Source organism: Roseovarius aestuarii (genome assembly GCF_019966515.1).
Taxonomy (GTDB): domain Bacteria; phylum Pseudomonadota; class Alphaproteobacteria; order Rhodobacterales; family Rhodobacteraceae; genus Roseovarius; species Roseovarius aestuarii.
Genome location: NZ_JAIMIB010000004.1, coordinates 71,996 through 98,522 on the forward strand (window position 1 = coordinate 71,996; position 26,527 = coordinate 98,522).

The 26,527-nt window shown below is 55.5% G+C and carries 26 protein-coding genes; 11 read left to right on the plus strand and 15 right to left on the minus strand.

Features of this window, described 5'->3' with window-relative positions; translation table 11 throughout:
• Window positions 1-30: 30 nt before the first annotated feature.
• From LC334_RS07325 to LC334_RS07335, 3 genes are all read right to left on the minus strand, one after another.
• Window positions 31-1,371, minus strand: a complete 1,341-nt coding sequence (locus tag LC334_RS07325) for a TRAP transporter large permease (protein WP_085799986.1) — start codon at window positions 1,369-1,371, stop codon at window positions 31-33.
• Window positions 1,371-1,973 carry a TRAP transporter small permease gene (locus tag LC334_RS07330; protein ID WP_085799985.1) on the minus strand — a complete coding sequence of 201 codons (603 nt, stop codon included), beginning with the start codon at window positions 1,971-1,973 and terminating at the stop codon, window positions 1,371-1,373. Before LC334_RS07330 ends, LC334_RS07325 begins: the two co-directional genes overlap by 1 nt.
• Before the next feature lie 61 nt (window positions 1,974-2,034).
• Complete coding sequence (locus LC334_RS07335) at window positions 2,035-3,042, minus strand: TRAP transporter substrate-binding protein (protein ID WP_370737942.1); 1,008 nt, start codon at window positions 3,040-3,042, stop codon at window positions 2,035-2,037.
• A 161-nt stretch (window positions 3,043-3,203) separates the two neighbouring features.
• Here LC334_RS07335 and LC334_RS07340 point away from each other — a divergent pair, with 161 nt between their 5' ends.
• Window positions 3,204-4,121 (plus strand): LysR family transcriptional regulator, encoded by a 918-nt coding sequence (locus LC334_RS07340; RefSeq protein WP_085799983.1) that lies wholly within the window; start codon window positions 3,204-3,206, stop codon window positions 4,119-4,121.
• A gap of 25 nt (window positions 4,122-4,146) precedes the next feature.
• On the opposite strand, the gene dnaN is transcribed toward LC334_RS07340, so the two are convergent.
• The 5 genes from dnaN to LC334_RS07365 form a co-directional block, all read right to left on the minus strand.
• Window positions 4,147-5,265, minus strand: a complete 1,119-nt coding sequence (gene dnaN, locus LC334_RS07345) for a DNA polymerase III subunit beta (RefSeq protein ID WP_085799982.1) — start codon at window positions 5,263-5,265, stop codon at window positions 4,147-4,149.
• Between the two features lie 164 nt (window positions 5,266-5,429).
• Entirely contained in the window at window positions 5,430-6,785 is a 1,356-nt protein-coding gene (gene dnaA, locus LC334_RS07350; RefSeq protein WP_085799981.1) for a chromosomal replication initiator protein DnaA, read from the minus strand.
• 486 nt (window positions 6,786-7,271) lie between these two features.
• On the minus strand, window positions 7,272-7,535 hold the full coding sequence (rpsT, locus tag LC334_RS07355; RefSeq protein ID WP_085799980.1) for a 30S ribosomal protein S20: 264 nt from the start codon (window positions 7,533-7,535) through the stop codon (window positions 7,272-7,274).
• A 281-nt stretch (window positions 7,536-7,816) separates the two neighbouring features.
• Complete coding sequence (locus tag LC334_RS07360) at window positions 7,817-8,413, minus strand: hypothetical protein (protein ID WP_085799979.1); 597 nt, start codon at window positions 8,411-8,413, stop codon at window positions 7,817-7,819.
• 324 nt (window positions 8,414-8,737) lie between these two features.
• Window positions 8,738-9,154, minus strand: a complete 417-nt coding sequence (locus tag LC334_RS07365) for a DM13 domain-containing protein (RefSeq protein WP_085799978.1) — start codon at window positions 9,152-9,154, stop codon at window positions 8,738-8,740.
• A gap of 174 nt (window positions 9,155-9,328) precedes the next feature.
• On the opposite strand from LC334_RS07365, the gene hslU reads away from it, so the two are divergent.
• From hslU to LC334_RS07390, 5 genes are all read left to right on the plus strand, one after another.
• Complete coding sequence (gene hslU, locus LC334_RS07370; protein WP_085799977.1) at window positions 9,329-10,636, plus strand: ATP-dependent protease ATPase subunit HslU; 1,308 nt, start codon at window positions 9,329-9,331, stop codon at window positions 10,634-10,636.
• Between the two features lie 294 nt (window positions 10,637-10,930).
• Window positions 10,931-12,628 carry a sulfatase-like hydrolase/transferase gene (locus tag LC334_RS07375; RefSeq protein ID WP_085799976.1) on the plus strand — a complete coding sequence of 566 codons (1,698 nt, stop codon included), beginning with the start codon at window positions 10,931-10,933 and terminating at the stop codon, window positions 12,626-12,628.
• A 217-nt stretch (window positions 12,629-12,845) separates the two neighbouring features.
• Window positions 12,846-13,349 carry a hypothetical protein gene (locus LC334_RS07380; protein WP_085799975.1) on the plus strand — a complete coding sequence of 168 codons (504 nt, stop codon included), beginning with the start codon at window positions 12,846-12,848 and terminating at the stop codon, window positions 13,347-13,349.
• A gap of 305 nt (window positions 13,350-13,654) precedes the next feature.
• Window positions 13,655-15,577, plus strand: coding sequence for an acyltransferase family protein (locus tag LC334_RS07385; protein ID WP_085799974.1), 1,923 nt, complete (start codon window positions 13,655-13,657; stop codon window positions 15,575-15,577).
• A gap of 3 nt (window positions 15,578-15,580) precedes the next feature.
• A complete protein-coding gene (locus LC334_RS07390) occupies window positions 15,581-16,804 on the plus strand; it encodes an MFS transporter (RefSeq protein WP_085799973.1) in 1,224 nt (407 codons plus the stop codon).
• Here the strand turns inward: LC334_RS07390 and LC334_RS07395 are convergent.
• The 3 genes from LC334_RS07395 to LC334_RS07405 are packed head-to-tail and all read right to left on the minus strand — an operon-like array spanning window position 16,790 to window position 19,061.
• Window positions 16,790-17,371 (minus strand): Smr/MutS family protein, encoded by a 582-nt coding sequence (locus LC334_RS07395; protein WP_085799972.1) that lies wholly within the window; start codon window positions 17,369-17,371, stop codon window positions 16,790-16,792. The two genes, LC334_RS07390 and LC334_RS07395, sit on opposite strands and share 15 nt — an antisense overlap.
• Window positions 17,368-18,405, minus strand: a complete 1,038-nt coding sequence (mltA, locus tag LC334_RS07400; protein ID WP_085799971.1) for a murein transglycosylase A — start codon at window positions 18,403-18,405, stop codon at window positions 17,368-17,370. Before mltA ends, LC334_RS07395 begins: the two co-directional genes overlap by 4 nt.
• Window positions 18,402-19,061 (minus strand): Tim44/TimA family putative adaptor protein, encoded by a 660-nt coding sequence (locus LC334_RS07405; protein WP_085799970.1) that lies wholly within the window; start codon window positions 19,059-19,061, stop codon window positions 18,402-18,404. The genes mltA and LC334_RS07405 overlap by 4 nt, the downstream gene beginning before the upstream one ends.
• 109 nt (window positions 19,062-19,170) lie before the next feature.
• Here LC334_RS07405 and LC334_RS07410 point away from each other — a divergent pair, with 109 nt between their 5' ends.
• Entirely contained in the window at window positions 19,171-19,656 is a 486-nt protein-coding gene (locus tag LC334_RS07410; protein ID WP_085799969.1) for an FxsA family protein, read from the plus strand.
• A gap of 59 nt (window positions 19,657-19,715) precedes the next feature.
• Window positions 19,716-20,219: a protein-export chaperone SecB gene (gene secB, locus LC334_RS07415; RefSeq protein ID WP_085799968.1), complete on the plus strand. Its 504-nt coding sequence runs from the start codon at window positions 19,716-19,718 to the stop codon at window positions 20,217-20,219.
• Here the strand turns inward: secB and dnaQ are convergent.
• Genes dnaQ through LC334_RS07435 form a run of 4 tightly spaced genes read right to left on the minus strand, consistent with a single transcriptional unit; the run spans window position 20,216 to window position 22,962 of the window.
• Window positions 20,216-20,950: a DNA polymerase III subunit epsilon gene (gene dnaQ, locus LC334_RS07420; protein ID WP_085799967.1), complete on the minus strand. Its 735-nt coding sequence runs from the start codon at window positions 20,948-20,950 to the stop codon at window positions 20,216-20,218. The genes secB and dnaQ overlap by 4 nt on opposite strands.
• Window positions 20,943-21,536, minus strand: a complete 594-nt coding sequence (gene coaE / locus LC334_RS07425; protein ID WP_085799966.1) for a dephospho-CoA kinase — start codon at window positions 21,534-21,536, stop codon at window positions 20,943-20,945. Before coaE ends, dnaQ begins: the two co-directional genes overlap by 8 nt.
• Complete coding sequence (locus LC334_RS07430; protein WP_085799965.1) at window positions 21,533-22,366, minus strand: shikimate dehydrogenase; 834 nt, start codon at window positions 22,364-22,366, stop codon at window positions 21,533-21,535. Before LC334_RS07430 ends, coaE begins: the two co-directional genes overlap by 4 nt.
• Entirely contained in the window at window positions 22,363-22,962 is a 600-nt protein-coding gene (locus LC334_RS07435; protein WP_085799964.1) for a Maf family protein, read from the minus strand. Before LC334_RS07435 ends, LC334_RS07430 begins: the two co-directional genes overlap by 4 nt.
• Window positions 22,963-23,366: 404 nt before the next feature.
• On the opposite strand from LC334_RS07435, the gene hemJ reads away from it, so the two are divergent.
• The 3 genes from hemJ (at window position 23,367) to mnmE (ending at window position 26,519) form a co-directional block, all read left to right on the plus strand.
• Window positions 23,367-23,816: a protoporphyrinogen oxidase HemJ gene (hemJ, locus tag LC334_RS07440; protein ID WP_085799963.1), complete on the plus strand. Its 450-nt coding sequence runs from the start codon at window positions 23,367-23,369 to the stop codon at window positions 23,814-23,816.
• 122 nt (window positions 23,817-23,938) lie between these two features.
• A complete protein-coding gene (rho, locus tag LC334_RS07445) occupies window positions 23,939-25,210 on the plus strand; it encodes a transcription termination factor Rho (protein ID WP_085799962.1) in 1,272 nt (423 codons plus the stop codon).
• Window positions 25,211-25,232: 22 nt separating this feature from the next.
• Window positions 25,233-26,519 carry a tRNA uridine-5-carboxymethylaminomethyl(34) synthesis GTPase MnmE gene (gene mnmE / locus LC334_RS07450; RefSeq protein ID WP_085799961.1) on the plus strand — a complete coding sequence of 429 codons (1,287 nt, stop codon included), beginning with the start codon at window positions 25,233-25,235 and terminating at the stop codon, window positions 26,517-26,519.
• Window positions 26,520-26,527 lie beyond the last annotated feature (8 nt).

Genomic DNA, 26,527 nt, shown 5'->3' on the forward strand with positions numbered 1-26,527 from the left:
ATTCAGCTCCTTATTTTTCTGTTCGCAGGATCAGTATCCAAAGAACCTGGGCAGCCACAGCGAGATTTCCGGCACGAAGGCGATGATAAAAATCGCAATCGTGTTGATGAAGGCGAAGGGCAGTGCCGCCACCGAAATCTTCTCGATCGAAATGTTCGATATCCCTGACGCGATGAACAGGTTCTCGCCCAGCGGCGGCGTTTGGAAGCCAATGCCAAGGCAGCAGACCATGACCACGCCGAAGTGGATCGGATCAATCCCCACCGAATAGGCCACCGGCAGCATCACCGGCACCAGAATCAGGATCGTTGCCAGAGTCTCCATGAACATGCCCACGAAGAGCAGGAAGAAGATCACCAGCGTCCAGATCACATAGATGCTGTCCGTGATCGAAAGCATCCCCTCGGCGATGATCGCCGGGATCTGGTTTTCGACCAGAAGACGGCCAAACACCGTCGCGGTGAACATGATCAGCAGCACCCGTCCGGTTAGCCAGGTCGTGGTTTCAAGCGCGGTGAACAGTTTCTCCCAGCTGAGTTCGCGGTAGATGAACGCGCCGACGATCAACGTGTAGAAGATCGCGACGATAGCCGCTTCGGTCGGGGTGAAAAAGCCCGAATAGATGCCGCCAAGGATCACCACCGGCGCCATCAGCGCCCAGAAGCCGCGATACATCTCGCACCAGATATGGCGCGCGGACCAGCCTTCCGTGTTGCCTTTGTAACCGTGTTTCTTGGCCAGGATATAGTTCATGATCAAAAGGCTGCCGGCAATCAGGAAGGCAGGCATAAACCCGGCGATGAACAGTTTCGGGATCGAAACCGTCTGGAACACGCCGTGCTGTTCCACCGCGGCGGGCGGGGCAGGCATGCCCAGGGCCGCAATGCCAAAGATGATCAGCGGGATCGAGGGCGGGATAACGATGCCCAGACCACCCGAAGAGGCCGTAATCGCCGACGAATAACTCCGGCTGTAGTTCCGCTCGATCATTGCCGGGATCATCAGCATGCCTACGGCTGCGGTCGTGGCCGGGCCAGAACCCGAGATCGCGCCAAAGAACAGGCAGGCAAAGACCGTCGCCGCCGACATTCCGCCGGTGAAAGGCCCGGCGAAACTTTCGGCCACGTTGATAAGCCTTCGCGATAACCCCGCAGCTTCCATCAAGGCCCCGGCCAGGATGAACGCGGGCAGCGCCATCAGCGGGAAGGAACCCACTGAGGTAAAGGCGATCTGAACGAACTTGATTGGATTTTCACCCAGATAGATGAACGAAATCAGCGTCGAGACGCCCAGCGCCACTGTGATCGGCGCACCGATAAACAGCAGCAGCAGGAAGCCACCGAACAGTATGAGTACGATTTGCGATTCCATTATTTGTCCCCCTGCTCATCTTTGTGGGCCGTTTCAATCTCGGCGCGTATGTCTTCCTTGTGTGCCGCTTCCGCGGCCTCGGTCTCGGCGCGGACCTCATCGAGGTCGATCGCGTCGGGATCGCGCAGATCTTCGTTCAGAATGATTTTCTTGTAATTCACCTGAAGGACCCGGAAGGTCATCAGAGAGAAGGCAATCGGCAAGACGATATAAACCCAGCTCAGGTGGAAGCCCATTGTCTGCGACGACTGGAACTTGTTCATCTTGTTGAAGATGAAGTCGATTGAAAGATAGACAAAATAAACGTTGAAGAAGATCCAGAAGAGATCGGCAAACCCCTCAATAAATTTGATGGCGCGGGGCGGCAGAAACTTGAACTGGAATGTCACCCGGTTATGCGCGCCCATCTTGGCGGCATAGCTGGCGCCAAAGAACACGAACCAGACGAACATGTAGACTGACGCTTCCTCAATCCACGAGAATGAGAAATCGAAGAGTGTCCGTACGACCACCTGCAGGAAAAGCAGGCACACAAATATCGCAAGTAAGGTGCGACATATGTAGCTTTCTATATTGTTGAGAATTCCCCAGAATTTTGTCATTTGCCCCTCTCTGTCTTATGAGGAAGGCGCCCGTGGGCGCCTTCCTGTGTTAGAGTGTGTTTTATTCCGAGACAGGATCGCGGCCGATGGCGGCCAGCACGGCGTTCAGCTTGTCAACGCCGCCGATGCTTTCGTAGAATTTCGGCCAGACGGCTGCTGTTGCCAGGTCAATGAACTCTTGCTCGCCATTTTCCGGGTCATCGATCTGCATGCCTTTATCCAACAGGATCTGCTTGATCTCAGCTTCCTTGTCGCGCAGGAACTGTGCCGACGCTGCGGTAGCCGCTTTACCGGCTTCCAGCACGATGTTCTGATCTTCGGCAGAAAGCTCCTGGAACACGCTTTCAGAGATGATCAGAGGTTCGATCGAAAAGATGTAACGGATGTTGGTCACATATTTCTGAACTTCGTAGAACTTCATCGCGTTGATCGTGGTGTAGGGGTTGTCCTGACCATCCACAACTTTGGTTTGCAGACCGGCAAAGGTCTCCGACCATGCCATCGGTGTCGGGCTGATACCCCAGGCCTTGTAGGTATCGATCATGATCTCGTTCTTGGGAACACGGATCACCAGACCTTCAAGGTCAGCCACAGATGTCACCGGCTTTTTCGAATTGGTCAGGCGACGGAAACCGGTATAGGTCCAGGCGATGATCCGAACGCCAGCGTCGTTGATGGTGTTCTCGGTCAGTTCCTGACCGATCGGGCCCTGGGTCAGCGTTTCCGCATCTTCCAGGCTCAGGATAACGTATGGCAGCGTGAAAACGCCCACGGACGGCGAAAACGGCGTAATGTTGTTGATCGCCAGGAGCGACATATCAAGCGTACCGATGGCCGCGTCGTTGACGGTGTCCTGCTCCGAGCCAAGCTGACCGTTCAGAAACAAGGTCGCGGTGTGTTTGCCACCAGACAGCTCTTCCAGCGCTTTGACAAAGCCAAGGCCGGTCGCTTCCTGGCTGGATCCGCCGCTGTCCCCGACGGCGATTTTGAAGTTTTTGGCATATGCCGGGGCGGCAAACGCCAGTGCAGCGACTGAAGCAGCAGCTGCGGCAGTAGACAGTTTTTTCATGATTGTCATAGAGATTCCTCCGTTGGTGAGACCAGTCTAGCAGCAAAAGGCCAAGAGTCGTTAACTAACGAATTTGGCCAATGATCACCTTATAGGTTGATGTATGAGTTCAGGTAATACAAAGTTAGTGACTTAAAGTTTGCTAAATTGGAAACATTGACGTGGCCAAAAAACAGGTTCTCAATCGGGTCACCGATGTCGACATCAGGTTGCTCGATATTTTCAAGGCCGTGGTTGCCTGCGGCGGGTTCAGCGCCGCGGAATTCGAGCTGAATATCGGAAGATCCACGATCAGCAAACACATATCGGATCTGGAAACCCGGGTTGGTCTCAAGCTTTGTCATCGGGGGCCGGCAGGCTTTTCCCTGACATCCGACGGCGAACATGTCTTGCAGGCGATGGATGATCTGTTTGTGTCAATCGACCGGTTTCAGGAACAACTCGATGAAGCCCACTCAGATCTTACTGGCAAACTTCGAATCGCCTGTCTTGACCATTCGTCGTCAAACCCCGAGGCAAAGGTGTTCAAAGCTATCCAGTATTTCCGCGACGCCGCGCCGGGCGTCACACTGGACATATCAATGGAGCCGCCGAACATCACCGAAGAAGGGGTCATCAACGGCAAGTTCAATCTGGGGATTGTACCGCTGCACCGGCGCTCGCCGATGTTGATCTATCATGACCTCTATACCGAAGATATGCGCCTCTATTGCGGGCAGGATCATGAACTCTTTGGGACGCCGGACAAAAAGCACGAGTTGAAAAATCTCAGAAAATTCTCCTACGCCGGTCTGAGCTTCAATTCGCCCAATATGGCCATTCATCAGAAACTGCGACTGCGTAAATCTGCCTTCGTCCAGAATGAAGAAGCTCTTACCCTTCTCATCCTGTCGGGGCGCTATCTCGGGTTTTTGCCGACGCACACCGCAAAGCAATTCCAGGACGCTGGGCTTATGCAGGAATTGCGCAACGACACCGCGACCTACACATCGACCATGTCCGCGATCATCCGAAAAAGTGCGTCCAAGGGCAGGCGGCTAAAGAAGTTCCTTGATTGCCTGATCGAGGCACATTCCTAGGCTTGCCGTAAGATCAGCGCGCACCTCAGACACGCATCGGCATGACGACATAGACGGCGCTTGTGTCGTTGCCTTCACGCATCAGGGTCGGATCCCCGGCGGAGTTGAAGAGGAAGACGGCGTTTTCGCGATCGACCTGGCTGGCGATCTCCAGCAGGTACTTGGCGTTGAAGCCGATTTCCAGACGCTCGTCGCCATAGGCCACGGCCAGCTCTTCTTCGGCAGCACCGCTATCCGGGGCGTTGACCGACAGGATCAGGCGGTCTTCGTCCAGCGCCAGCTTCACCGCTCGCGAGCGTTCCGAGCTGACGGTGGCCACACGATCGACGGCATTGGCAAACTCAGCCGCATCCACCTCCATCTTGCGTGTATTGCCTTGCGGAATGACGCGTGTGTAATCGGGGAAGGTGCCGTCAATCACTTTCGAGGTCAGCGTGATGTCGGGCGTGGCGAAACGCACTTTGGTTTCGGAAACCGACACGGCGATTTTCATGTCGTCATCTTCCAGCAGCTTGCGCAGCTCGCCCACGGTCTTGCGTGGAACAATGACGCCGGGCATGTCCGCGGCACCTTCGGGCAAATCAGCGTCGATACGGGCCAGCCGGTGGCCATCGGTGGCGACGCAACGTAGCTGTTTGCCGCCTTCCGCATCGGCCACATGCATGTAGACACCGTTCAGGTAATAGCGTGTTTCCTCGGTCGAAATCGCGAATTTCGATTTGTCGAAAAGCCGCCGCAAATCCGGCGCTTTGGCCGAGAAGTTGCAGGCATATTCGGACGACGCCATGACCGGGAAATCTTCTTTTGGCAGCGTTGCAAGATTGAAGTTCGACCGGCCCGCCTCGACCGTCAGCCGACCCGAAGTGCCATCATCGATGAGTGTCACCAGCGCGCCATCCGGCAGCTTGCGGACAATCTCGTGCAAAGTGACGGCGGAAACGGTGGTGGCCCCGGCGCGTTCGACCTGGGCGGAGGCCTTGTCGACCACTTCGATATCCAGATCGGTGGCGCGGAAATTCACGTCGCTGCCCTCGGCTTCGATCAAGACATTGGCAAGGATCGGGATGGTGTTGCGCCGTTCGACAACCGATTGCGCCTGACTGACGGCCTTGAGCAGCGCCCCACGTTCGATGCTGAGTTTCATACCCTTGCTCCCCTTCAAGTGCCGATGCAACGCCGGAAGGGCAAGGTAGCAACTTACGCCTTCGGCTCAAGCCTTTTCTTGCGTTTTCCGCTGTAATGGCCGGAGGGTCAAGAGAACCCCGCCCAAAGCAGCGCCCGGGCGGGGAAAAGCGTGGTGAATAGGACTCAGCTTTCGAGCGTACGACGCAAAAGCTCCAGGTCTTCGGCAATCTGCCCGTCCTGTGCGCGTAGTTCTTCGATACGCTTGACGCCATGCATGACGGTGGTGTGGTCGCGCCCGCCAAAGCAACGGCCGATTTCCGGCAGCGACCGGCTGGTCATCTGCTTGCACAGATACATCGCCACCTGCCGCGGACGGGCAAAGTTGCGCACACGTTTGGGGCCGATCATGTCGCTGAGGCGGATGTTGAAATGATCCGAGACCTTGCGTTGGATTTCCTCGATCGAGATCTTGCGCTCGGACGCGCGCAGAACATCGGCCAGGCAATCCTGCGTCAGCTCCAGCGTGATCGGCTGTTTGACCAGCGAGGCAAAAGCATAAAGCCGGGTCATCGCACCTTCGAGCACGCGAACATTGGTGCTGATCCGATGGGCCAGAAACTCCAGCACGCCCTGACTCATCTCAAGCTCGGGATATTGCTGACCGAAGGTTTCGACCTTGGATTGCAGAATGCCCAGGCGCAGTTCGTAATCGGTGGGATGCAGATCAACCACAAGGCCGCATTGCAGACGCGACTTGATGCGGTTTTCCAGATTCTCGATCTCACCGGGCGCGCGATCGCCCGAGATAATGATCTGCTTGTTCTGGTCTACCAGCGCGTTGAAGGTATGGAAGAACTCCTCCTGCGTGCTGTCCTTGCCAGCGATGAACTGCACGTCATCCACCATCAGCACATCGACCGAGCGGAACACCTGTTTGAAATCCATCATCTTGCGGTCACGCAACGCCTGCACAAAACGGTACATGAACTGTTCCGCTGACAGGTAGACCACGTTCAGGTCCGGGCGGCGGGCCTGCAATTCCCAGGCGATGGCATGCATAAGATGGGTTTTACCAAGACCCACGCCACCATAAAGAAAGAGCGGGTTGAAGGTGACAGGGCCGCCCTCAGCCACGCGCTTGGCAGCGGCATGGGCCAGTTCGTTAGGCTTGCCAACCACGAACGTATCGAAGGTAAAGCGCTCATCAAGTGGCGCCGCCGGCATCAAGCCATCGTTCTGGATCATCGCCGGTTGTGAGGTGGTGCTGGCAGGCACCTTCGGTTTCGCTGCCGAGTTGGCCGCAACCTGGAACCGGAGCCGCCTGATTTCCGGCAGCAGCGACCTGATCTGATACTGGATCAGATCGCCATATTCCCGAGATACATAGTTGCCCAAAAAGCTGGTCGGTACACTGAACGTCGCGACGCCATCATCCGATACGCCATTCAACTCCAGTGGCTCGATCCAGTTCTTGTAGTTATGCGAGCCTACCGTTTTCAGCAGTTCTTTTTTCAGTTCGCCCCATTGTTCCTGTGTCATACTTCCCCGTTTCACACGCTGCACCTGTCCGTATATGCGCAGACACTCCCCTGCCTCCGCTGCTCAGCGACGCCGCCCAGACGTCCGACACAAGACCTCTCCTTCCGATTGCTGATGCAACCGGCGGAAAGCCCCTCAATCGGACCTGATTTACCACATCACATGTCAGCTTCAGGCCCTGTCAGACCAACGTTGCTTAAGTATCATGTGTTGCGGCACAAACCTGTAAGACATGGCCGGGGTTTCCCCCGAGCGGATCCACCTATCTTATCCCCATAAGACGGTCCGGATCCGTTAGCAGCCTGTCCCCCCAAGCGTGAATCGCCTCACGAAACTAACAAGTCGGACTGTGCTCGGGCAACTACTCTTCTTCCTTGACAAGCGCTTTGGGCAAAAAGAATCTGTCGTGTGCGTTAAGAAATACGCAATAAAAAAGGCGCCCGATGAACCGGCGCCTTTTGCGATCAATACTTTATGCAGACTTCTTCAGCCAATGGCCTTCACGCGGGCCGACAAGCGCGAAATCTTGCGCGATGCGGTGTTCTTGTGGAAGACACCCTTGGTGACCCCGCGCATCAGCTCGGGTTGAGCGGCACGCAGCGCAGCAACTGCGGCATCTTTGTCACCCGAGGCGATCGCCTCTTCGACTTTACGAAGGTGGGTGCGGATGCGCGACCGGCGCGCTTTATTGACAGCAAAACGCTTTTCGTTCTGACGTGCCCGTTTCTTTGACTGTGCCGAGTTGGCCATGTGAATCTAACCCTTGATCTGGTTCAGTGTCTGTTGTGTGACGCGTGCATACCCCGAACCGGGCCCCGATCTCTCGGGATTGATTCTTGCCTGAGCGGGCATCACGCGCATGTATAACGGCGCTCTATAGGGAAGTTTGCGCTGCTTGCCAAGCCAAAACCATGTGGATGAGCGGGCAGCGAAATTCAGCCGGATTAAACACGATCACAAAAGTCAGCAATGAACCCAAAGCGGACGAGCATCCAAGTTCAAAAGTTCGGAACCCTCAGCAAGGCTGTTTGCTATTCTGACATCTCAACAATCTTGCTCAAACGCGCGCCAACATCTTTCATGAACTGGGTTGAACCGGGACGAACGGCATCTTCGAGAAGTTCACGAGCTTCATTGATATGGCCTAGTTTAATACAAGCTGCCGCCGCATACATGCTCGCCTGTTTGGATTGAGAACTCCGACCAATCCTTTGTCGTTTGCAATTTATGAGGCTCTCATAACTTGCATATCTATCGAAGCTCAACGGCACTACAATCTCCAACTTTTCGGCAATCTCAGCAATAGCGGGTTCGACGGTCTCATCTTTGGGAAGAAACAGATTGTCCGGCACTCCGATCCATTCAGCATTTTCATTGAAATCAAAAAGACTTGCCTCGAAATGACACCTTCCGACACCCACTGGCATGGAATTCCGACTGTGCTCATCAAATCCCGCCCGACGCAACCAGCCCATCAAGTCATCAAGCACACGAGAAAAAAATCCAATATCGACTTCCAGATGATACAGCCCCTCATCGCCAAATTTACTGGATTTCGTTTCAACCTGCACCAACCAATCATCACCCTTTTCAAGGTGCCAAACGAAGTCGATCTTCTGAAAGCCCAAACGCTTCAGAACCGGGTGGATATGCTTTCTGATTTGTGGTGATAGCGACTTAGCAAGGGAAGTCCATCTAGCTGTTCAGTACTGTCTAGCAAGCACGTTGTTCTAACGCTATGAAGAAAGCTCAGGACAAGTTTTCAGTCTCGGACAGGTAAATGTCTGCTATGTCCGCAAAGCGGCCATCGTTAACTTCCGAGTCCCACGTAGCTCCTGCCCGCCAAAAAGGGAAGGCTGGCAGCAAATTTGCCACCAGCCCCGGGGTTTCGCACATGCTTGAGGGAAGATATCGCGCGAAACACCTTTCAGCTCCCCGAGGGGAAGGGGAGCTTACGGATGCAGGCTTGCGACGCCCAAAGGCACACTGGCCACATCGCACCAGATGTAAACCTCGTTGAACGCCGACACGTCCATTGTCGACGGCACGGCATAGCGTTGCTTGCCATTCAGGCTCAGAAGCGCGGCAAGATAGCCGTTCTCGCCATCATAGGTGCCGTCATTGCCGAAACCGACGCGCGGATCCGGCCCGCCGTCCAACGAGAAATCCTCACCCAACTCAACAAAAGTCCGACCGTCTTCTTCGATGACCCTGACCGATCCGCTGGTTTCATGATTGCTGCGGCCTTCAAATGTGCCAGTGCCCTTCTTGCCATGTGCGGCCGCCAGAACTGGCGATGCCGAGACACCCAGCGCCAGTGCCGCGCCTACGCCACCTGCGGTCTTAAAAAATCCACGACGATTGATCATGATCTGTCCTCCGGTTTGTTGTTTCAATCTTCGGATAGATAACGCGCTCGTGTCGTAACGGTACCCTTTGTAACAGCGCTTCACGCATACCTCATTCCGCGTGATCTTCCGATCACCGCTTGCCTTTTCGCCCCCCATGCTTAGGTTCCGCCCATCACGACACCGGAGACCTCAATGACCGACCTCACCCCGCGCGAAATCGTCAGCGAACTTGACCGTTTCATCATCGGCCAGAAAGACGCCAAACGCGCCACCGCCGTCGCCCTGCGCAACCGCTGGCGCCGCAAGCAACTGTCGGACGATCTGCGCGACGAGGTCTACCCAAAAAACATTCTGATGATCGGACCGACCGGTGTGGGGAAAACCGAAATCTCCCGCCGCCTCGCCAAGCTTGCCCGCGCCCCCTTCATCAAGGTCGAGGCCACAAAGTTCACCGAGGTGGGCTATGTCGGCCGCGATGTCGAACAGATCATCCGCGATCTGGTGGACACAGCGATCCTGCAGACCCGCGAACAGATGCGCGAGGACGTCAAGGCCAATGCCCACGCCGCCGCCGAGGAACGCGTGATTTCCGCCATCGCCGGGGAAGATGCCCGCGAAGGCACCCGCGACATGTTCCGCAAGAAGCTCAAGGATGGCCTTCTGGACGACACGGTGATCGAGCTTGATTTGGCCGATCATTCGAACCCGATGGGCATGATGGACATCCCCGGTCAGCCCGGCAGCCAGATGGGCATGATGAACCTCGGTGATCTGTTCGGCAAGGCGCTGGGTGGGCGCACGACGCGGCGCAAGATGACCGTCGCTGACAGCTACGAGATTCTGATCGGGGAAGAAGCCGACAAACTCCTGGATGACGAGGCCGTCAACAAATCGGCCCTTGATGCGGTTGAACAGAACGGCATCGTTTTCCTGGATGAGATCGACAAGGTCTGCGCCCGCTCGGACGCGCGCGGCGCCGATGTCTCCCGCGAAGGCGTGCAGCGTGATCTGCTGCCGCTGATCGAAGGCACCACTGTTTCCACCAAACATGGCCCGGTCAAGACCGACCATATCCTTTTCATCGCGTCCGGCGCCTTCCATATCGCCAAACCCTCGGACCTCTTGCCCGAACTGCAGGGCCGCCTGCCGATCCGGGTCGAGCTGCGCGCGCTGACCGAAGAGGATTTCGTCCGCATCCTGACCGAGACCGACAATGCCCTCACCCTGCAATACACCGCCCTGATGGGGACCGAGGAAGTGGTGGTCGAGTTCACCGAAAACGGCATCAAGGCGCTGGCCAAGATCGCCGCTGAGGTGAACCAAAGCATTGAAAACATCGGCGCCCGCCGCCTCTACACGGTGATGGAGCGCGTTTTTGAAGAACTCAGCTTCACAGCGCCGGACCGGTCAGGCGAGAAAATCACCGTCGACTCAGCCTTCGTCGAAGCCAACCTGGGCGAGCTGATGAAATCGGCCGATTTGAGCAGGTATGTCTTGTAGACCTACAGGCGACATATGCTCTAGTCCGCACCTTTGATTGGGTCTGACGAAAATCGGTCACAAAACAAAGGCCGGTTGTTCGCTGGTCAGCAGCTCATAACAAGCCTAACAGAAGCAGAACTCTTTAACTTTCCTGTGCGACGCGACATCCGAATCCCGGACTGTTTCCAAGCATGAGGATTTTAAGCCACATGCGCGATTGAAATACGCTATGTGCAACCTTTAGGTGTTGTTCATCCGAAGCGGCAACGCAACGAATGCAGTAAGCAACAGTCGATTTACGAGTTTGATTTTATGCAGAAACCATTGCCAAGCATACTGGGGCTGATCCAACAGACCTTGATCCGCACCAAATACAACCTGGCGATCGCAGCTTTCTGCATGGTTGTGATCACGGCGCTGGACTTGTCTTTTCATCACTTTGTTAACGACAACTATGTGTTTGGTTTGTCTGCGATTCTGAAGAGCGGTTACTATTTCCTGTTTCTGATCGTCTTTGCCGCGACCTTCATGGGCCGCTTCTTTTATGTAGCTTTCCTGATGCTCATATTCGCGGTGTCGCTGTTTCAGATGATCAACTTTGAGTATTTCGGAAGCTACATCCTGCCCATTCACCTTGTTCAGGTGGCGCCGGATTTCCTGCTTATCATGTCGTCGCTGTTTGAAGTTCTGGACGAAATGACATCGACCTTAATGATGGCTGGTATTGCATTGCTCCTCATCCTGACGGTTCTCGTCCCATTATCGCGACGCCGCGTTGTCGAACCCAAATCACTGATGTTTATCTTGATTGTCATTTCCTGCGATTTTATTGGCAATTATGTGTTTATCGAAAGAAACAAGGCCAAACTCGGGGAGCCGTCTTTCGTAAAACTGTTTCCGGATATCAATCGCCTTGGCGCGGACAACGCCTACAGATCAGCCAGATATCTTATGATCGGAATATTGCCGGACCGGCTTGCCGGAAAGGCACTGGATAATCCTGCACTGCCTGCACCGCAGATCGTCTCCACCCCGGATGCAAACATCATCCTGATATTAAACGAGACCGTACGCGCGCAAAGCCTGTCGGTCCTGGGCTACGAAGGTAACACCACTCCGGCGCTTGAACAGATTGACGGGCTTTTTGCGAGAACCATCTATGCCGCCGGGACGATGACACGCACATCGGTCGCGGGGTTGCTAAATCGGTTGAAACATCCTGGGCTGGGTCAGCAATTCGTGTCGCAATCCAACTGTCTGTTCCGTCTGGCAAAGCAGAACGGGTTCGCCACGCATTTCGTTTATGGCTACGGCCAGAATGCTGCCAACACGATGCTGCCCTATATGTGTGCGAACTCTATCGATTCAATCCGAGTGCGCAGTGACGCACCACCGGGTCAGCGCAATTTCGATGCAAGCCTGGCCTACAATCTTGGGCAAATCGATCTGGATCAGCGCAATTTCATCGTGATTGCACCCAGAGGGGCGCGCAGCCCCTACGCTGACAAGTCCCCGGTCGAATTCAAGACGTTTGATGATGAATACCACAATGCGATCTTCTACAGCCATCATGTGGTCGCAGAATTGATCGAACAGATTAGCAGTCGCAGCTCTAAAACAACCTATATTCTCTACACGGCAGATCACGGCGAGCTGCTCAAGGGAGAAGATACCAAGCGGGGCCACGGATGGTTCAAGAGTAAGGTGTTTGGCGTGCCGTTTCTGTTCCTGCCAGTAAATCATCCCGATCCGGACGATGTTATGGCTGAAGCAGGTAAGGTGCGGTCGCATTTCGATCTCGCAACCTTCGCCATCCGTCTGATGGGCTATGATGTGGCCGTGGATAATGCCCGCGAGAAGGTCATCTATATCAACGGTTCCGAGCTTTCTGGTCTGGCGGGACAGCTCAAACTTGAGTTTATGGACGATGATCTACGTGCGGTCGACCTTATCAGTGGCGTGGGCAGCGTCCCGACAGTGCCGGAAGCTCGAATTGATAGCTCTGGATAAGGTCGTGTCGTGTGTAACCATCTACCTGATTGATTGCCCGACCGAACAGCCAGTCGCAGGCTTCAATTGTACTTGTATCACGTTGCCAGGTCACCTTTGCATGGATCAGATCATGGCTGTTTGCACGACCCCTAGAACCCCTATTTTATCTGCTTGTACAACCGTTGCATGAAACGTATGCCCCGACTTCAATGAAAAACCAAACTTGGAAGAAAATATGAGATCTTTTGTTATCGCGGGAGTTGTTGGCTCTCTTGTACTTGCAGCCTGTGCGCCCGTATCCGGTCCAGAAGCTGATGGTGTCGGCGTAGCGTTCAAAGGCGAGGCCGGAAAGGCATTTGTCGCCGGGCTGCAACCGGTTCCCGTGTCGTTGAAGAAGCAGGGAGAAGACGAAAAGCTGGCAGCTGATTGTGTTTTGGATTCCTCGAAATACACCGCGACTTTCAAGGCACCTGCAACGGTCAACGTCCCGGCCTACAGTGAAGGCGCAGTGGCGGCCAAGCTTAGCTGCACCTACGAAGACCAGACCTATTCGAAAAACTTCGCGCCGGTGAACCTGTCAAAACGGTCTCGGAACCAGTCTGCGACTGCTGTTGGCGTTTTGTTGTGCCCGATCTGCGGCATCGGCATGGCCGCTGGCAATTCACGCAACAAGAACCAGCGTGACGGCGACATCTACGGTTTCCTGAAGATGGACATCGAGATCGAAAAAGAGAACTGATCTGTTTGATGAAATGACAGGTGCGTACACGCTGCGCACCCGTCATCATCTCCCAGACCGCACTCGTGAATAGCAACAGCTCTGATCCGCGAGCGGCGCGAAAATCCTGACCGGCCGCAGCCTCTCCTTTCACTCAACTTCGCGAAAAACCCGCAACTCGTACGCACTTCCTCCGACACCTGACGAGTTACGTACGTTTTTCACAGGCATGCCGTACGTCCTGTACGTTTCACCGGCACGCTTTTTGTCTCGCATCCCCGCCCCGCTTTGTGTACATCGCCACCCAGTCGGGAACGGATAAAGTGATGAAATACCGCGGGGAAATTGATGGCCTTCGGGCGCTGGCGGTTGTGCCGGTTATCCTGTTTCACGCCGGGCTTCCCACATTCAGCGGCGGCTTTATCGGCGTCGATGTCTTCTTCGTCATCTCGGGCTACCTGATTTCCACGATTATTATCAATGAGTTGGACGCGGGTAATTTCTCAATCCTCAGGTTTTACGAACGCCGCGCGCGCCGCATTCTGCCGGCGCTTTTCACAGTCATGCTGGTGTCAGTCCCGTTTGCATGGTTCTGGCTCATGCCCCGCGACCTCGAGGGTTTCGCCGACAGCATGGTCGCGGTCACCTTCTTTGTCTCCAACTTTCTGTTCTGGCTGGAATCGGGTTATTTCGAAACCACAGCGGAACTAAAGCCCCTGCTCCACACCTGGAGCCTGGCTGTAGAAGAGCAATACTATATCTTCTTTCCGCTGCTGATGATGCTGTTTAACCCCTTGGGAAAGCGGGTCGTTTTCTATTCTCTCGTGGTGCTTTTCGCGATCAGTTTCGCCGTGTCGCAATGGGGTATCTACAATTCTCCATCCGCCACGTTCTTCCTTCTTCCCGCCCGCGGGTGGGAGCTTTTGCTTGGTGTTTTTGCCGCCATGTATCTTCGGAAAAAACCCGGCCGGCCGCGCGATCTGAAGGCTGATCTGCTTTCCGGGACCGGGCTATTACTGATCACCGTGCCGATTTTCCTTTATGACGAAACAACGCCCTTCCCCGGCGCCTACGCCCTGCCCCCGGCGGTCGGAACCGCGCTGATCATCCTATTCGCGCGTTCGGGAACGCTTGCAAATCAGATCCTTGGCACAAAACCATTAGTCTGGATCGGCCTTGTTTCCTACAGCGCCTATCTCTGGCATCAGCCGGTCTTTGCTTTCTACAAACACCGTTTCGGCACGCCGTCATTCGACCAGAACGTCCTTTGGCTGATCGCACTTTCGATCCTGCTGGCGGTCATCAGTTTCCGGCTTGTCGAACGTCCCTTCCGCCGCACGGCCTCGCTTAGAAAACTCTGCTTGTCGATGGCCACCTGCTTTCTGCTGATTGCTGGGGCAACCACTGCCTTTCTGACCGCCGTGCACGAGGATTTCAGATCGATCCCGTCTTTCAAATGGGCACTTGAGAACGCAACGCCCGAGATGGTCTCCTTTATCGAGCGTGAGGACGTGAAGATTGAATGCGCCACCACCGAGGATGACATCGGCCTCGAGTATTGCCCGTTCGGTGCCGCTGGCAAAGAACCTACTATTGTCCTTTGGGGCGATAGTCTGGCGGGGGCAATGCTTTATGGTGTCGATCAGTTCGCTCGCGAAAACGGCCTGTCGGGAATGGTATATATTTCAGATGGCTGCCCGCCGGTGCTGGGGTTGCGCAATACCGCGTTGGCGACCTGCACCGAAGAAACCCATGCCACCGTGCTGGAGCGCATCTTAGCCCTTGGCACAATTGACACTGTTTTGATCACCGGCAACCTGTGGAATACAGCTGGTAACCGGGGTGCGCAGATCGACGGTCAGCAAGCAACCAAGGAGTTGATACGCCCGAAGTTCGACCTGGCGGCGGCGGCCCTACGGCAATCCGGGGCGCAGGTGGTCTATATCGAACAGGGGCCCGTGTTTAAAATACCGGTCGTCGAGCACGAAATTCAGGGGTTGCGAAATGGCCATACCACGCCGCAAACGATCCCGCGCACGCGTTACCTTGAGCCTGCGCATATCACCCGTGATCTGGCCGATGCGTTTGACCTCTACATCGAAACCACTGATTTTTATTGTAACGATACCGTCTGCCCGTCCGTTGATGACTCAGGCAACATGATCATCTATGACCGCAACCACCTGACCAAAAACTACTCCCTACGCTTCGCCAAGATGATCTTTCCGCTGCTCGATCTGACCGACTAGCCGATGCGTCTGGTAGCGTTCCTTCGAGAAAATGCCAACTGGCTTGGTGCGGGAATGTTGCTGACCTTCCTGTCGAGCTTTGGCCAGACGTTTTTCATCTCGATTTTCGCGGGCGAGATTCGCACCGAATTCAACCTCAGCCACGGCGAATGGGGCGGTATCTATACGCTGGGCACCAGCCTGTCGGCGCTGATCATGATCTGGGCCGGGGGGTTGACCGATCATTTCCGCGCGCGCGCGCTGGGCGCCGCTGTGCTGGTGATGCTGGTACTAGCCTGTCTTTTTATGGCGTTAAACCACGCGGTCTGGCTTTTGCCACTGGTTATTCTGGCCCTGCGATTCACCGGTCAGGGTATGGCCAGCCATATCGCCGTGGTTGCAATGGCACGTTGGTTCATTGCGACGAGAGGCAAGGCACTTTCGATTGCGACCCTGGGATTTGCCCTGGGTGAAGCCTTGTTGCCGCTGATATTCGTCTCGTTGATGTTGATCTACGACTGGCGTTTGCTATGGGGTCTCGCGGCGCTAATCGTCGGCATCGGCTTTCCGGTGCTGCTGATGCTGCTTCGGCGGGAGCGCACGCCGCAATCGCTTGCTACAACCGACCAGGCGCTCGGCATGTCTGCCCGGCATTGGACGCGCAATCAGGCGGTCGGTCACTGGCTGTTCTGGTTCATGGTGCCCGCGATCCTGGGCCCCAGCGCCTTTAACACGGCGTTCTTTTTCCATCAGGTCCATTTTGCCGAGATCAAGCAAATGACCCATGTGGCACTGGTGGCGATGTTCCCTTTCTACACGTTGGTCAGCATCGGCGCGATGATGCTGTCAGGTTGGGCGTTAGACCGCTTGGGCACGGCGCGGCTGATCCCCTATTTTCAGCTGCCGATGGTCGTGGCCTTTATCATTTTCGCCTATGCTTCGGGGACCGCGACGATGGTGCTGGGCTTTTTCTTTCTGGGTCTGACCACCGGGGCCAATACCACCCTTCCCACCGCCTTCTGGGCTGAATTTTATGGCACACGCTTTATCGGATCGATCAAAGCACTTGCCGCTGCGGTCATGGTTTTTGGCTCGGCCATCGGCCCGGGTATGACCGGCGTTGCAATTGATCTGGGGCTTGGGATTGAAACACAATATCTGATCGTCGCCGCCTATTTCATCTTTGCCAGTGCGATGGTGTTTATCGGGGTCCGCAGGGCCAGCCCGCTGCTATCAGCTCCGGCGTAGATAGACATAATAAGCTCCGCCGCCGCCGTGCTTCAGATGCGCCTCGGTCACCTGCAAAACGACCTGCGCAAGTGGCGGCACCGACAACCAATGCGGCACGTTATGGCGCAGCACACCCAGACGCACCGGGATCGGGCCGCCATCATCGCGGTCCTTGCCCTTGCCTGTGACGACAAGCACCAACCGCTTGCCCGACGCATGCGCGCCCAGAATAAACCGTGTCAGCGCGGGATGCGCCTGATCCAGCGTCTTGCCATGCAGGTCGATTTTGCCTTCAGGCACCATCTTACCGCGCTTAAGCTTGCCGAAAGCTTTTCGGTCCATCTGAACCGGTGTCTTGGCCAACCGATCGGGCAGGCCCGGCAATACATTATGCCCCGGCGCCCTTCCGTTACTGCGTTTGCCGATATCGAAAGCTTCAATGGGTTTCGGTGCGGGTTTGGGTCCGTCCTTTTCAATCAGCGGCAGGGTGATCGGGGTCGGTTTACCCGGATGCAATGGTTGCGCCGTATCGGCCACCCTGCGCCACAGATCAAGCTCATCGGGCCTTAGTTTTCGTCGGCTCATGGTGTGATCTCGGGCAAGGTGGCAAAGGCGCGCTGTATCGGCAGCAACACCACCATGCGCCCCGGATCACGCAACCGCCCGGCAGCGCGACCCGCCGCATCACCAGTGCCGAAAAAAATATCCGCCCGCTGCGGGCCCTTGATAGCCGAGCCTGTATCCTGTGCGATCATCAGCCGGCGAAGCGGCCCGTCGCCCTCCTTCTCGATCCAGACCGGTGCACCAAGCGGCACATAGGCCGGGTCAACGGCAATCGTACGCATAGGCGTCACCGATCTATTCATCGCGCCAAGCGGACCGGCGCTTGAAGACAGTTTGGTCAGCTTGCGGAAAAAGACGTAGGACGGATTGTGAAACAGAAGTTCGCGACCCTCAATCGGATTGCGCCGCACCCAGTTCTTGATCACCTGGGCTGAGACCTGATGCGCTTCGTAGATGCCACGCCGCACCAGTTCGACCCCGATCGAGCGGTATTCATGCCCGTTCTTACCGCCATAGCCCACGCGGATAGTCTGGCCATTTTGCAGTTTTATCCGACCGGAGCCTTGAATCTGCAAAAAAAACAGCTCGACCGGGTCATCGACCCAAGCGATTTCGAGCCGCCTGCCCGCCATGACGCCACTGGTTTCTATCTCGCGCCGGGTCAGCCACTGGTCAGAGATTTTCGAGGCATAAGGCTGCCGGTAAACCGGGTAGCGAAAACGCGCGTCGGGTTGTAGCGATCCTTGCAGTTCCGGTTCGAAATAGCCGGTAAAAAGCGGTGCCTTTTCGTTTTCGATCAGCACCGGGCGGAAGAACAGTTCAAAAAACGGTTTCGCCTCGGGTTTCTGCTGTGCCAGCGCACAGAGCGAGCCCCAATCCGGATCAGCCAGATCGGGACATGTGTTCAGAAAGACTTCAAGCGCGGCATCGTGATCATCTGTCTCCCAATCCTTCAGCTCGTCAAAGGTCAGGATTTTATGGTTCAGCTCTTCGGGCTCGGCGCTGGCTGCCAAAGGCAGCCAGAGACAGATCAGAAACCAGAGCGCCCGGGTCATTCGCCTGTGGCAACAAGCCGCCAGTTCGGGTCATCTGCACCCATGACCCGCTCAAAGGTCCAGATATCTTTCTGACGCTTGGATTGCCCCGGTTTGCCTTCGATTATCTCGCCATCGCTGGAGCGAACAACAGAAGTCAGCTCGCCCACAAATTTCATAGTAATCTCGGCCCGTTTTGATGCGGTATCAAACCGCGCATCCTGCAATGCCACCTCACGGACCCCGGCAAAGTCGGCCTCGATGGTCAGGCCCTTTTCCTCACGGGCATCGACCACCTGAACAAAGGTTTCGTACACCTCTTCCGACAGAAACGGAGTCACTTCATCCAGCTTGCCGCGTTCGAACGCCATCAGGATCATCTCATACGCGCCCCGCGCGCCCTGCAGAAATTCGGTCACGTTGAATGACTGCTCGGTCCGCTTCATCTCAGCCAAGGCTGCTGCGGCTTCGCTGTCTTCGGCGACATGATCGGTGATGTCACGGTCGGGGCCGCCGTCAATGACCTCGAAATCATGCCGACGGTTACTTGACGGCGCCGGACCACGCTGTGCAGGGCCTTCAAACCCATCGCGGGTGCCCAGCACACTTTTCAGGCGCAAAATCAGAAAGATGGCAATGCCGGCCAACACCAAAAGCTGTAGGATGGGCGAATTCATTTGTACCTCTTGTCGTGTGGGGCATGGTAACACCGTTGTCACGCTCTTATGTAGGGGGTCAACGCACCCAAGTCCACTATGTGCGCGGTAAAACAAAGGAGTCGCCCTAATGTGGCTGTTTCTGGCCTTTCTCGCCGTTCCATTGATCGAAATTGCCCTGTTTATCCAGGTTGGCGGCCTTATCGGGCTGTGGCCGACACTTGCTATCGTGGTACTGACGGCGATTCTAGGCACCTGGCTGGTACGAACACAGGGAGCCATGGCGATAGGCGAGCTGCGACGCTCGTTTTCCAATCTTGATGATCCTACCGAACCGCTGGCGCATGGCGCGATGATTCTGCTGGCAGGCGCACTTTTGCTGACGCCGGGGTTTTTTACCGACGGTGCCGGCTTTGCCCTGCTGATGCCGCAGGTGCGCCGTGCCGCGTTTGAGTATTTGAAAAAACGCATTCATGTGCAGCGGTTTGAAATGGGTCAGCAGGATCCGATGGCCCGGCCCACTCCCGGCGCATCCGGTGTCATCGACGGCGACTTTCACGAGGTTGAGCCGCCGAAAAAACCTACCCATCAGTCTTCTGGCTGGACTAAGCATTGAGACACCGGTCCCTAGCTGTTAAGCCTGCGCCAAATTTCTGACCTCTCTGGAGCATATAAATGGCCGAAAATGAAAACGGTGCAGCCCAACAGGCGCCGCAGGTAAAAATGAACGTCCTGACGCAGTTCGTGCGTGATCTATCCTTTGAAAATATCCTCGCGCAAAGGGGTACCGGTGGCGACGTTCAGCTGGACGTGACCGTGGGCGTTAATCTGGACGCGAAAAAGCGTAAGATCGAGCATCAATATGAAGTCACGATGAAGCTCAATGTAGCGGGCAAGAACAAGACCAAGGAAAACGAACCGCTGTTTCTGCTCGAAATCGAATATACCGGGGTTTTCCATGTCGAGGGCGTGCCCGAAGATCAGATGCACCCGTTCCTGCTGATCGAATGCCCGCGGATGACCTTCCCCTATGTACGCCGGATCGTCAGCGATGTGACGCGCGATGGCGGCTTCCCGCCTCTCAATCTGGAAAGCATCGATTTCATGCAGCTTTATCGCAATGAAATCAGCCGCCGTAAGGCCGCATCAAAAGACGAAACCGTTAAGCCGGACGCTTAACCCAGTTTCTTCCACAGCGCCGCGTCGCCCAACGTTTCAACAAACGCCTCATGGGCGGCGGCTTCTGCCGCGGTCAGCCGGGGCGGCAGCGGTTCCGGTCGCGGCGCTGGCCGCCAATCCCCGGCCGCGGTCGATCCGCCACCCGCAGAACCAGTTGTGGCGCTCAGCGCGAAATCCGGTTGCCGCCCACCGATCAACTCCAGATACACTTCTGCCAGAATTTCGGAATCGAGCAGCGCCCCGTGCAGCGTTCGTGTTGAATTGTCGATGCCAAAGCGGCGACAGAGTGCATCCAGCGATGCAGGCGAGCCGGGGAATTTCTTGCGCGCAATCGCCAGTGTATCGACCACCCGGTCCATCGACAATTTGGGCAGGGACATCCAGCCTAACTCGGCATTCAGAAACTTCATGTCAAAGGATGCGTTATGCGCCACCAACCGGGCGTCACCGATAAAATCGATGAAATCCCGCCCGATGGCCTCAAATACCGGTTTGTCCTTCAATATAACTTCGCCGGGTTTCGGCGGACGCGGGCTTGACAACAGATCGGGGCCAATCCCGTGGATGCCAAAAGCCTCGTCCGGCATACCGCGCTTGGGATTAATATACTGGTGATAGGTTCGGCCCGTGGGCATGTGGTTCAGCAACTCCACCGCACCGATTTCGACGATGCGGTCGCCCTTCTCGGGCTCAAAACCCGTGGTTTCGGTATCGAAGACAATCTCACGCATTTTTCAACCTGCCCCTGATCTCTTTCACCACAGCCTGCACCTGTTCGCGCGCATGCTCAAGCGTATCCGTTATGATGACGAAGTCAGCACGATTTCGCTTCTCTGCGTCAGGCATTTGCTTAGCCAGGATCACGTCAAGCTCTGCCTCGCTCATGCTACCCCGATCCAGAACCCTTTTCCGCTGTATCTCGGGCGGAGCGGTAACACAGACCGTCGCATCCATGTGCCTGTCGCTACCGGTTTCAAACAAAAGCGGAATATCAAGAACCGCGATATCGGTTTCACAGTCACGCAGGAAAATATCACGGTCCCAGGCCACCAGAGGGTGCACGAATTTTTCGATCTTCTTCAGCGCACTCGCATCCGTGGTGATGACGGATTTCAACTGTGCCCGTGATACTGCACCGTCGACGATGGCTTCTGGAAATGCTTCGCTCATCGGCGCAACAGCCGCGCCGCCGCGGGAGTAAAGCCGGTGAACCGCTGCATCTGCATCCCAAACCGCGCAGCCTTCATCGGCAAAAAGCTGAGCCGTGGTGGATTTTCCCATCCCGATTGATCCGGTCAGCCCCAGCTTGAATGTCATGCCAGAACGGCCGCACGTGTAGCGTCATCAACCTCGGGCCGATGGCCAAACCAGCGCTCGAATGCCGGCACGGCCTGATGTAGCAGCATCCCCAGCCCGTCCACGGTGACGCAGCCCATTTCCCCAGCTTCGCGCAAAAGTCGGGTTTGCAATGGTGCATAGACAAGGTCGGTCACCACCGCGCCTTTGCGCAATCCATCAAGTGGCACTCGCAGCTCGGGCTTGCCAACCATGCCAAGCGAGGTGGTATTCACCACGGTTGCGGCCACATCCATCATGTTGCCCGCCTGTACCCAATCGACAACCCGCAGCCGGTTACCAAAATCCGATTGGAGTCCTTCGGCCCGGACCCGTGTTCGGTTCGCGATCATGATTTCCGGCACGCCAACTTCCAGCAACGAGGCAATGACCGCGCGCGCGGCTCCGCCCGCACCCAATACAGCGGCAGGCCCCGCCTTTGGATTCCATGTTGGTGCATTCTGCCGCAGATTCTGGATGAAACCGTAGCCATCGGTATTGTCGGCATGCAGTTTGCCATCGCGCCGGAAGATCAACGTGTTCGCCGCCCCGATCAGTGACGCCCGATCCGTGACCAGATCGGCCAGCTCCATCACCTTTTCCTTGTGCGGCACGGTGATGTTTACGCCGACAAAGCCCATTTTCCGCAATGTCCTGATCACATCCGGCAGATCATCTGCGGTGACATCCATCGGGATATAATATCCCGGTATATAATGTGTCTTCAGCCAGTGCCCATGCAGATGCGGCGATCTGGAATGTGCGATCGGATGTCCGATCACCCCTGCCAGCGGTATCTTCTTGTCACTCATTGCTCAATTATCCCCCGAAGCCCGAGATATGACAGAAGATCCAGCAGCGGCAACCCAAGCACCGTAAAGTAATCTCCGTCAATCTGCGAAAATAACCTGACGCCCTCTTCTTCCAGCATATAGGCGCCGACCGAATGCCGGATACTGTCCCAGTTTCGCTCTATATAACCGTCAAGATAGGCATCTGAAAAGCGCCGCATCGTCATGCGAACCACGCCGACATGCCGCCAGACGGGCTGGCCGTTTTCGCAGATGACCACAGCAGATAGCAGATCATGCCGTTTACCCCGCAGCTGCTGCAATTGATCTCGCGCCTCACCCGGAGATGATGGCTTAGACAACAGGTTTTTTTCAAAACTAAGCACCTGATCGCAGCCGATCACCAGCGCGCCGGGCAGTTTGTCGCTGACCTTTCGCGCTTTCAACTCTGCCAACGTATCGGCAATATCGCGCGCCGGAGCCGCGTCGGCCAGCAGCGCATCGCGTACCATCTCTTCATCGACCCGCGCCGAATGAACGGCGAAATTCAGTCCTGCGTTGCGCAAGAGCTGCTGCCGTATCTGCGACCCCGAAGCCAAGATCAGTTCTTGAGACATGTGGAAAACCCGATGATATCTTAAGAGATGTTTAAGAATAGTTTCCCGACAAATCCATCCCTCCGCAGTGACCTGTGCAAATCGCGCGGTTTCACGGCATTTCGAATTTTTCATCCCGCTGTGGAAAAGGAAAACTTAGCGCCCGGGACAATTTGTGAAGCTAAAATTTTATCCCGGACTTATCAACATGTTGTCCAGAGATAGATTTACTTATCATATTGATATTAAATATATTTTCTTATCGGCCTATACTGCCCACAGTTTTATCAACGTAGATACCTGCTTGTTTAAAATCTGAGAATAACCCAATAATCCACAAGAACAGCCCGCCCTACATAAACATCATCCTTTCTTATCTTTCTATTTATTATTAAGGGAGGGTTGCTCAGAATTGGGGAAAGATCATGGGTGACTTTCTGGCAGACCTTTATCCCTGGACCAAAGCCTTCCATATCATGTCTGTAATCGCGTGGATGGCAGGTCTGTTTTATCTTCCTCGTCTTTTTGTACATCACGTCGAACAGGCTGAGAAGAGTGATGAGATTGATCCTCTCTTCCAGATGATGGAGTTGAAACTTCTGCGTCTGATCATGAACCCGGCGATGGTTGCCACTTGGATCTTTGGGCTGATGCTTGTTTTTACACCGGGCATTGTCGATTGGTCGGCGATCTGGCCTTACACCAAGGCGGTGGCTGTGTTGGTGATGACCTGGTTTCATCACTGGTTGGGATATCGCCGCAAGGATTTCGTCGCCGGACAGAACACACTGAGCGGCCGTCACTATCGGATGATGAACGAAGTCCCGACTGTATTGATGGTGATCATCGTGCTTTCGGTCGTCATACGGTTCTAGCCGTTGTTGACTCGCTCCTGCTGGCCTCTTATGTAGCGTTTCCAAGCGCCCGTCCGGGTGACCTGTTTTTCCAGCAATGAAATGAATGCGCGCGCCAGCTGCCGCTTCTAAGGTATATTCCCATGTCCCAAGAAAAACTCAATCTTGCCGATCTCAAGGCACAAACCGCCAAAGACCTTCTGTCAATGGCTGAAGAACTTGAGATCGAAAATGCGTCGACCATGCGTAAAGGTGAGATGATGTTCCAGATCCTGCGTGAACGCGCGGATGAGGGATGGGAGATTTCGGGCGACGGTGTGCTCGAAGTGCTGCAAGACGGTTTCGGCTTTCTGCGCTCCCCCGAGGCGAATTATTTGCCGGGCCCCGATGACATTTACGTCTCGCCCGAGATGATCCGCAAATTTTCACTCCGCACCGGTGATACGATCGACGGTTTCATCAAGGCGCCCGAGGAGAACGAGCGCTATTTTGCGCTTACCTCCGTCACCCAGATCAATTTCGAAGATCCCGAGAAAGCCAAACACAAGATCGCTTTCGATAACCTGACACCGCTCTATCCGGAAGAGCGGCTGAAAATGGAAATTGAGGATCCGACGATCAAGGATAAATCCGCGCGGGTGATCGACTTGGTCGCGCCGATCGGCAAAGGCCAGCGGTCGCTGATCGTGGCCCCGCCGCGGACCGGTAAAACCGTGATCCTGCAAAATATCGCTGCCAGTATCGCTGCCAACCACCCAGAATGCTATTTGATCGTCCTGCTGATTGATGAGCGCCCCGAAGAGGTGACCGACATGCAGCGTTCGGTCAAAGGTGAGGTCATCAGCTCAACCTTCGATGAACCTGCCACGCGCCACGTTGCTGTGTCTGAAATGGTGATCGAGAAAGCCAAGCGCTTGGTTGAGCATAAACGAGATGTTGTGATCTTACTTGATTCAATCACAAGACTTGGTAGAGCGTTCAACACTGTCGTGCCCTCTTCCGGTAAAGTTCTGACCGGTGGTGTGGATGCTAACGCCCTGCAACGGCCAAAGCGGTTCTTTGGTGCGGCGCGGAATATTGAAGAAGGCGGCTCGCTTACCATCGTCTCCACCGCGCTGATCGACACCGGCAGCCGGATGGACGAGGTGATCTTTGAGGAATTCAAAGGTACCGGTAATAGCGAACTGGTGCTGGATCGCAAGATCGCCGACAAACGCGTCTTCCCGGCCATTGATATTCTGAAGTCGGGCACACGGAAAGAGGATCTGCTGATCGACAAGATCGACCTGCAGAAAACCTTTGTCCTGCGCCGTATCCTCAACCCGATGGGCACCACCGACGCGATCGAATTCCTGTTATCGAAGCTTAAACAAACCAAGACAAACTCAGAATTCTTCGATTCGATGAACACCTGACCGGGACGCCGCGAGGCCAATCATGGACACCGTCTATGCTCTTTCAACAGCGCAAGGCAAAGCCGGCGTTGCGGTAATCCGCATTTCCGGGCCTCAGGCATTGTCGGCGGCGCGGGCGCTTTGTGGGGATGTACCGCCCTTCCGGCAGGCGTCTCTGCGTAACTTGCACGATGCTGCTGGACGACGGCTCGACGAAGCCTTGGTGTTAACCTTTCCCGAGGATGGTAGTTTCACCGGCGAGGATGTTGTTGAACTGCAAACCCACGGCAGCGTCGCGGTGATATCGTCATTGCTGGATGAGCTATCGCGCAGTGTCGGATTGCGCCCGGCAGAACCTGGCGAGTTTACCCGTCGCGCATTGGAAAACGGTCGTCTTGATCTGGCACAGGTCGAAGGACTTGCCGATCTGATCGATGCTGAAACCGAGGCGCAGCGCCGTCAGGCCATGCGGGTTCTGTCGGGCGATCTGGGTAAGCGCGCCGATGGTTGGCGGCAGAACCTGATCCGCGCTGCGGCATTGTTGGAAGCCACGATTGATTTTGCCGACGAGGACGTACCGGTTGACGTTTCTCCGGAAGTGACCGAACTGGTTTCAACAGTGGTCGCAGAGCTGGAAAGCGAGATCAGGGGCGTCGGGAATGCTGAACGAATACGAACCGGGTTCGAAGTGGCTATCATAGGTGCGCCAAATGTTGGAAAATCAACTCTTCTCAATAGCTTAGCGGGTCGCGATGCAGCGATAACTTCGGAATTTGCCGGAACGACGCGGGATGTGATTGAGGTTCGTATGGACCTTGGCGGGCTTCCTGTCACATTGCTCGATACTGCTGGTTTGCGCGAGACGGATGATGTCGTGGAAACCATCGGTATCGACCGGGCGCGACAGCGCGCGCGGCAGGCGGATCTGAGGGTATTCCTGATTCAAGATGCCGCCACTCCTGACCTTAACGTCGAAGCAGACGATATCATCCTGACCGCCAAAGCTGATCTTCTGGACGACAAAACAAATGCAGTATCAGGGCAGACAGGGTACGGCGTCTCGCAGCTGATTGAACGGATCACAGATGTGCTGAAAACCCGGGCTGCTGGCGTGGGTATCGCTACACGGTTGCGTCATAAGCAGGCGATGGAACGTGGCTGCCAAGCGCTGAGCGCCGCGATGACGCTGCTGCCCCAGGGCGAGGAAACGGCAGATATCGCGGCAGAGGAAATCCGGACCGCTATTCGCGCGCTTGATTCTCTGGTAGGACGCGTAGATATCGAAAGCGTTCTGGATGAGATTTTTGCCAGTTTCTGCCTTGGTAAATGAGGAGTGTT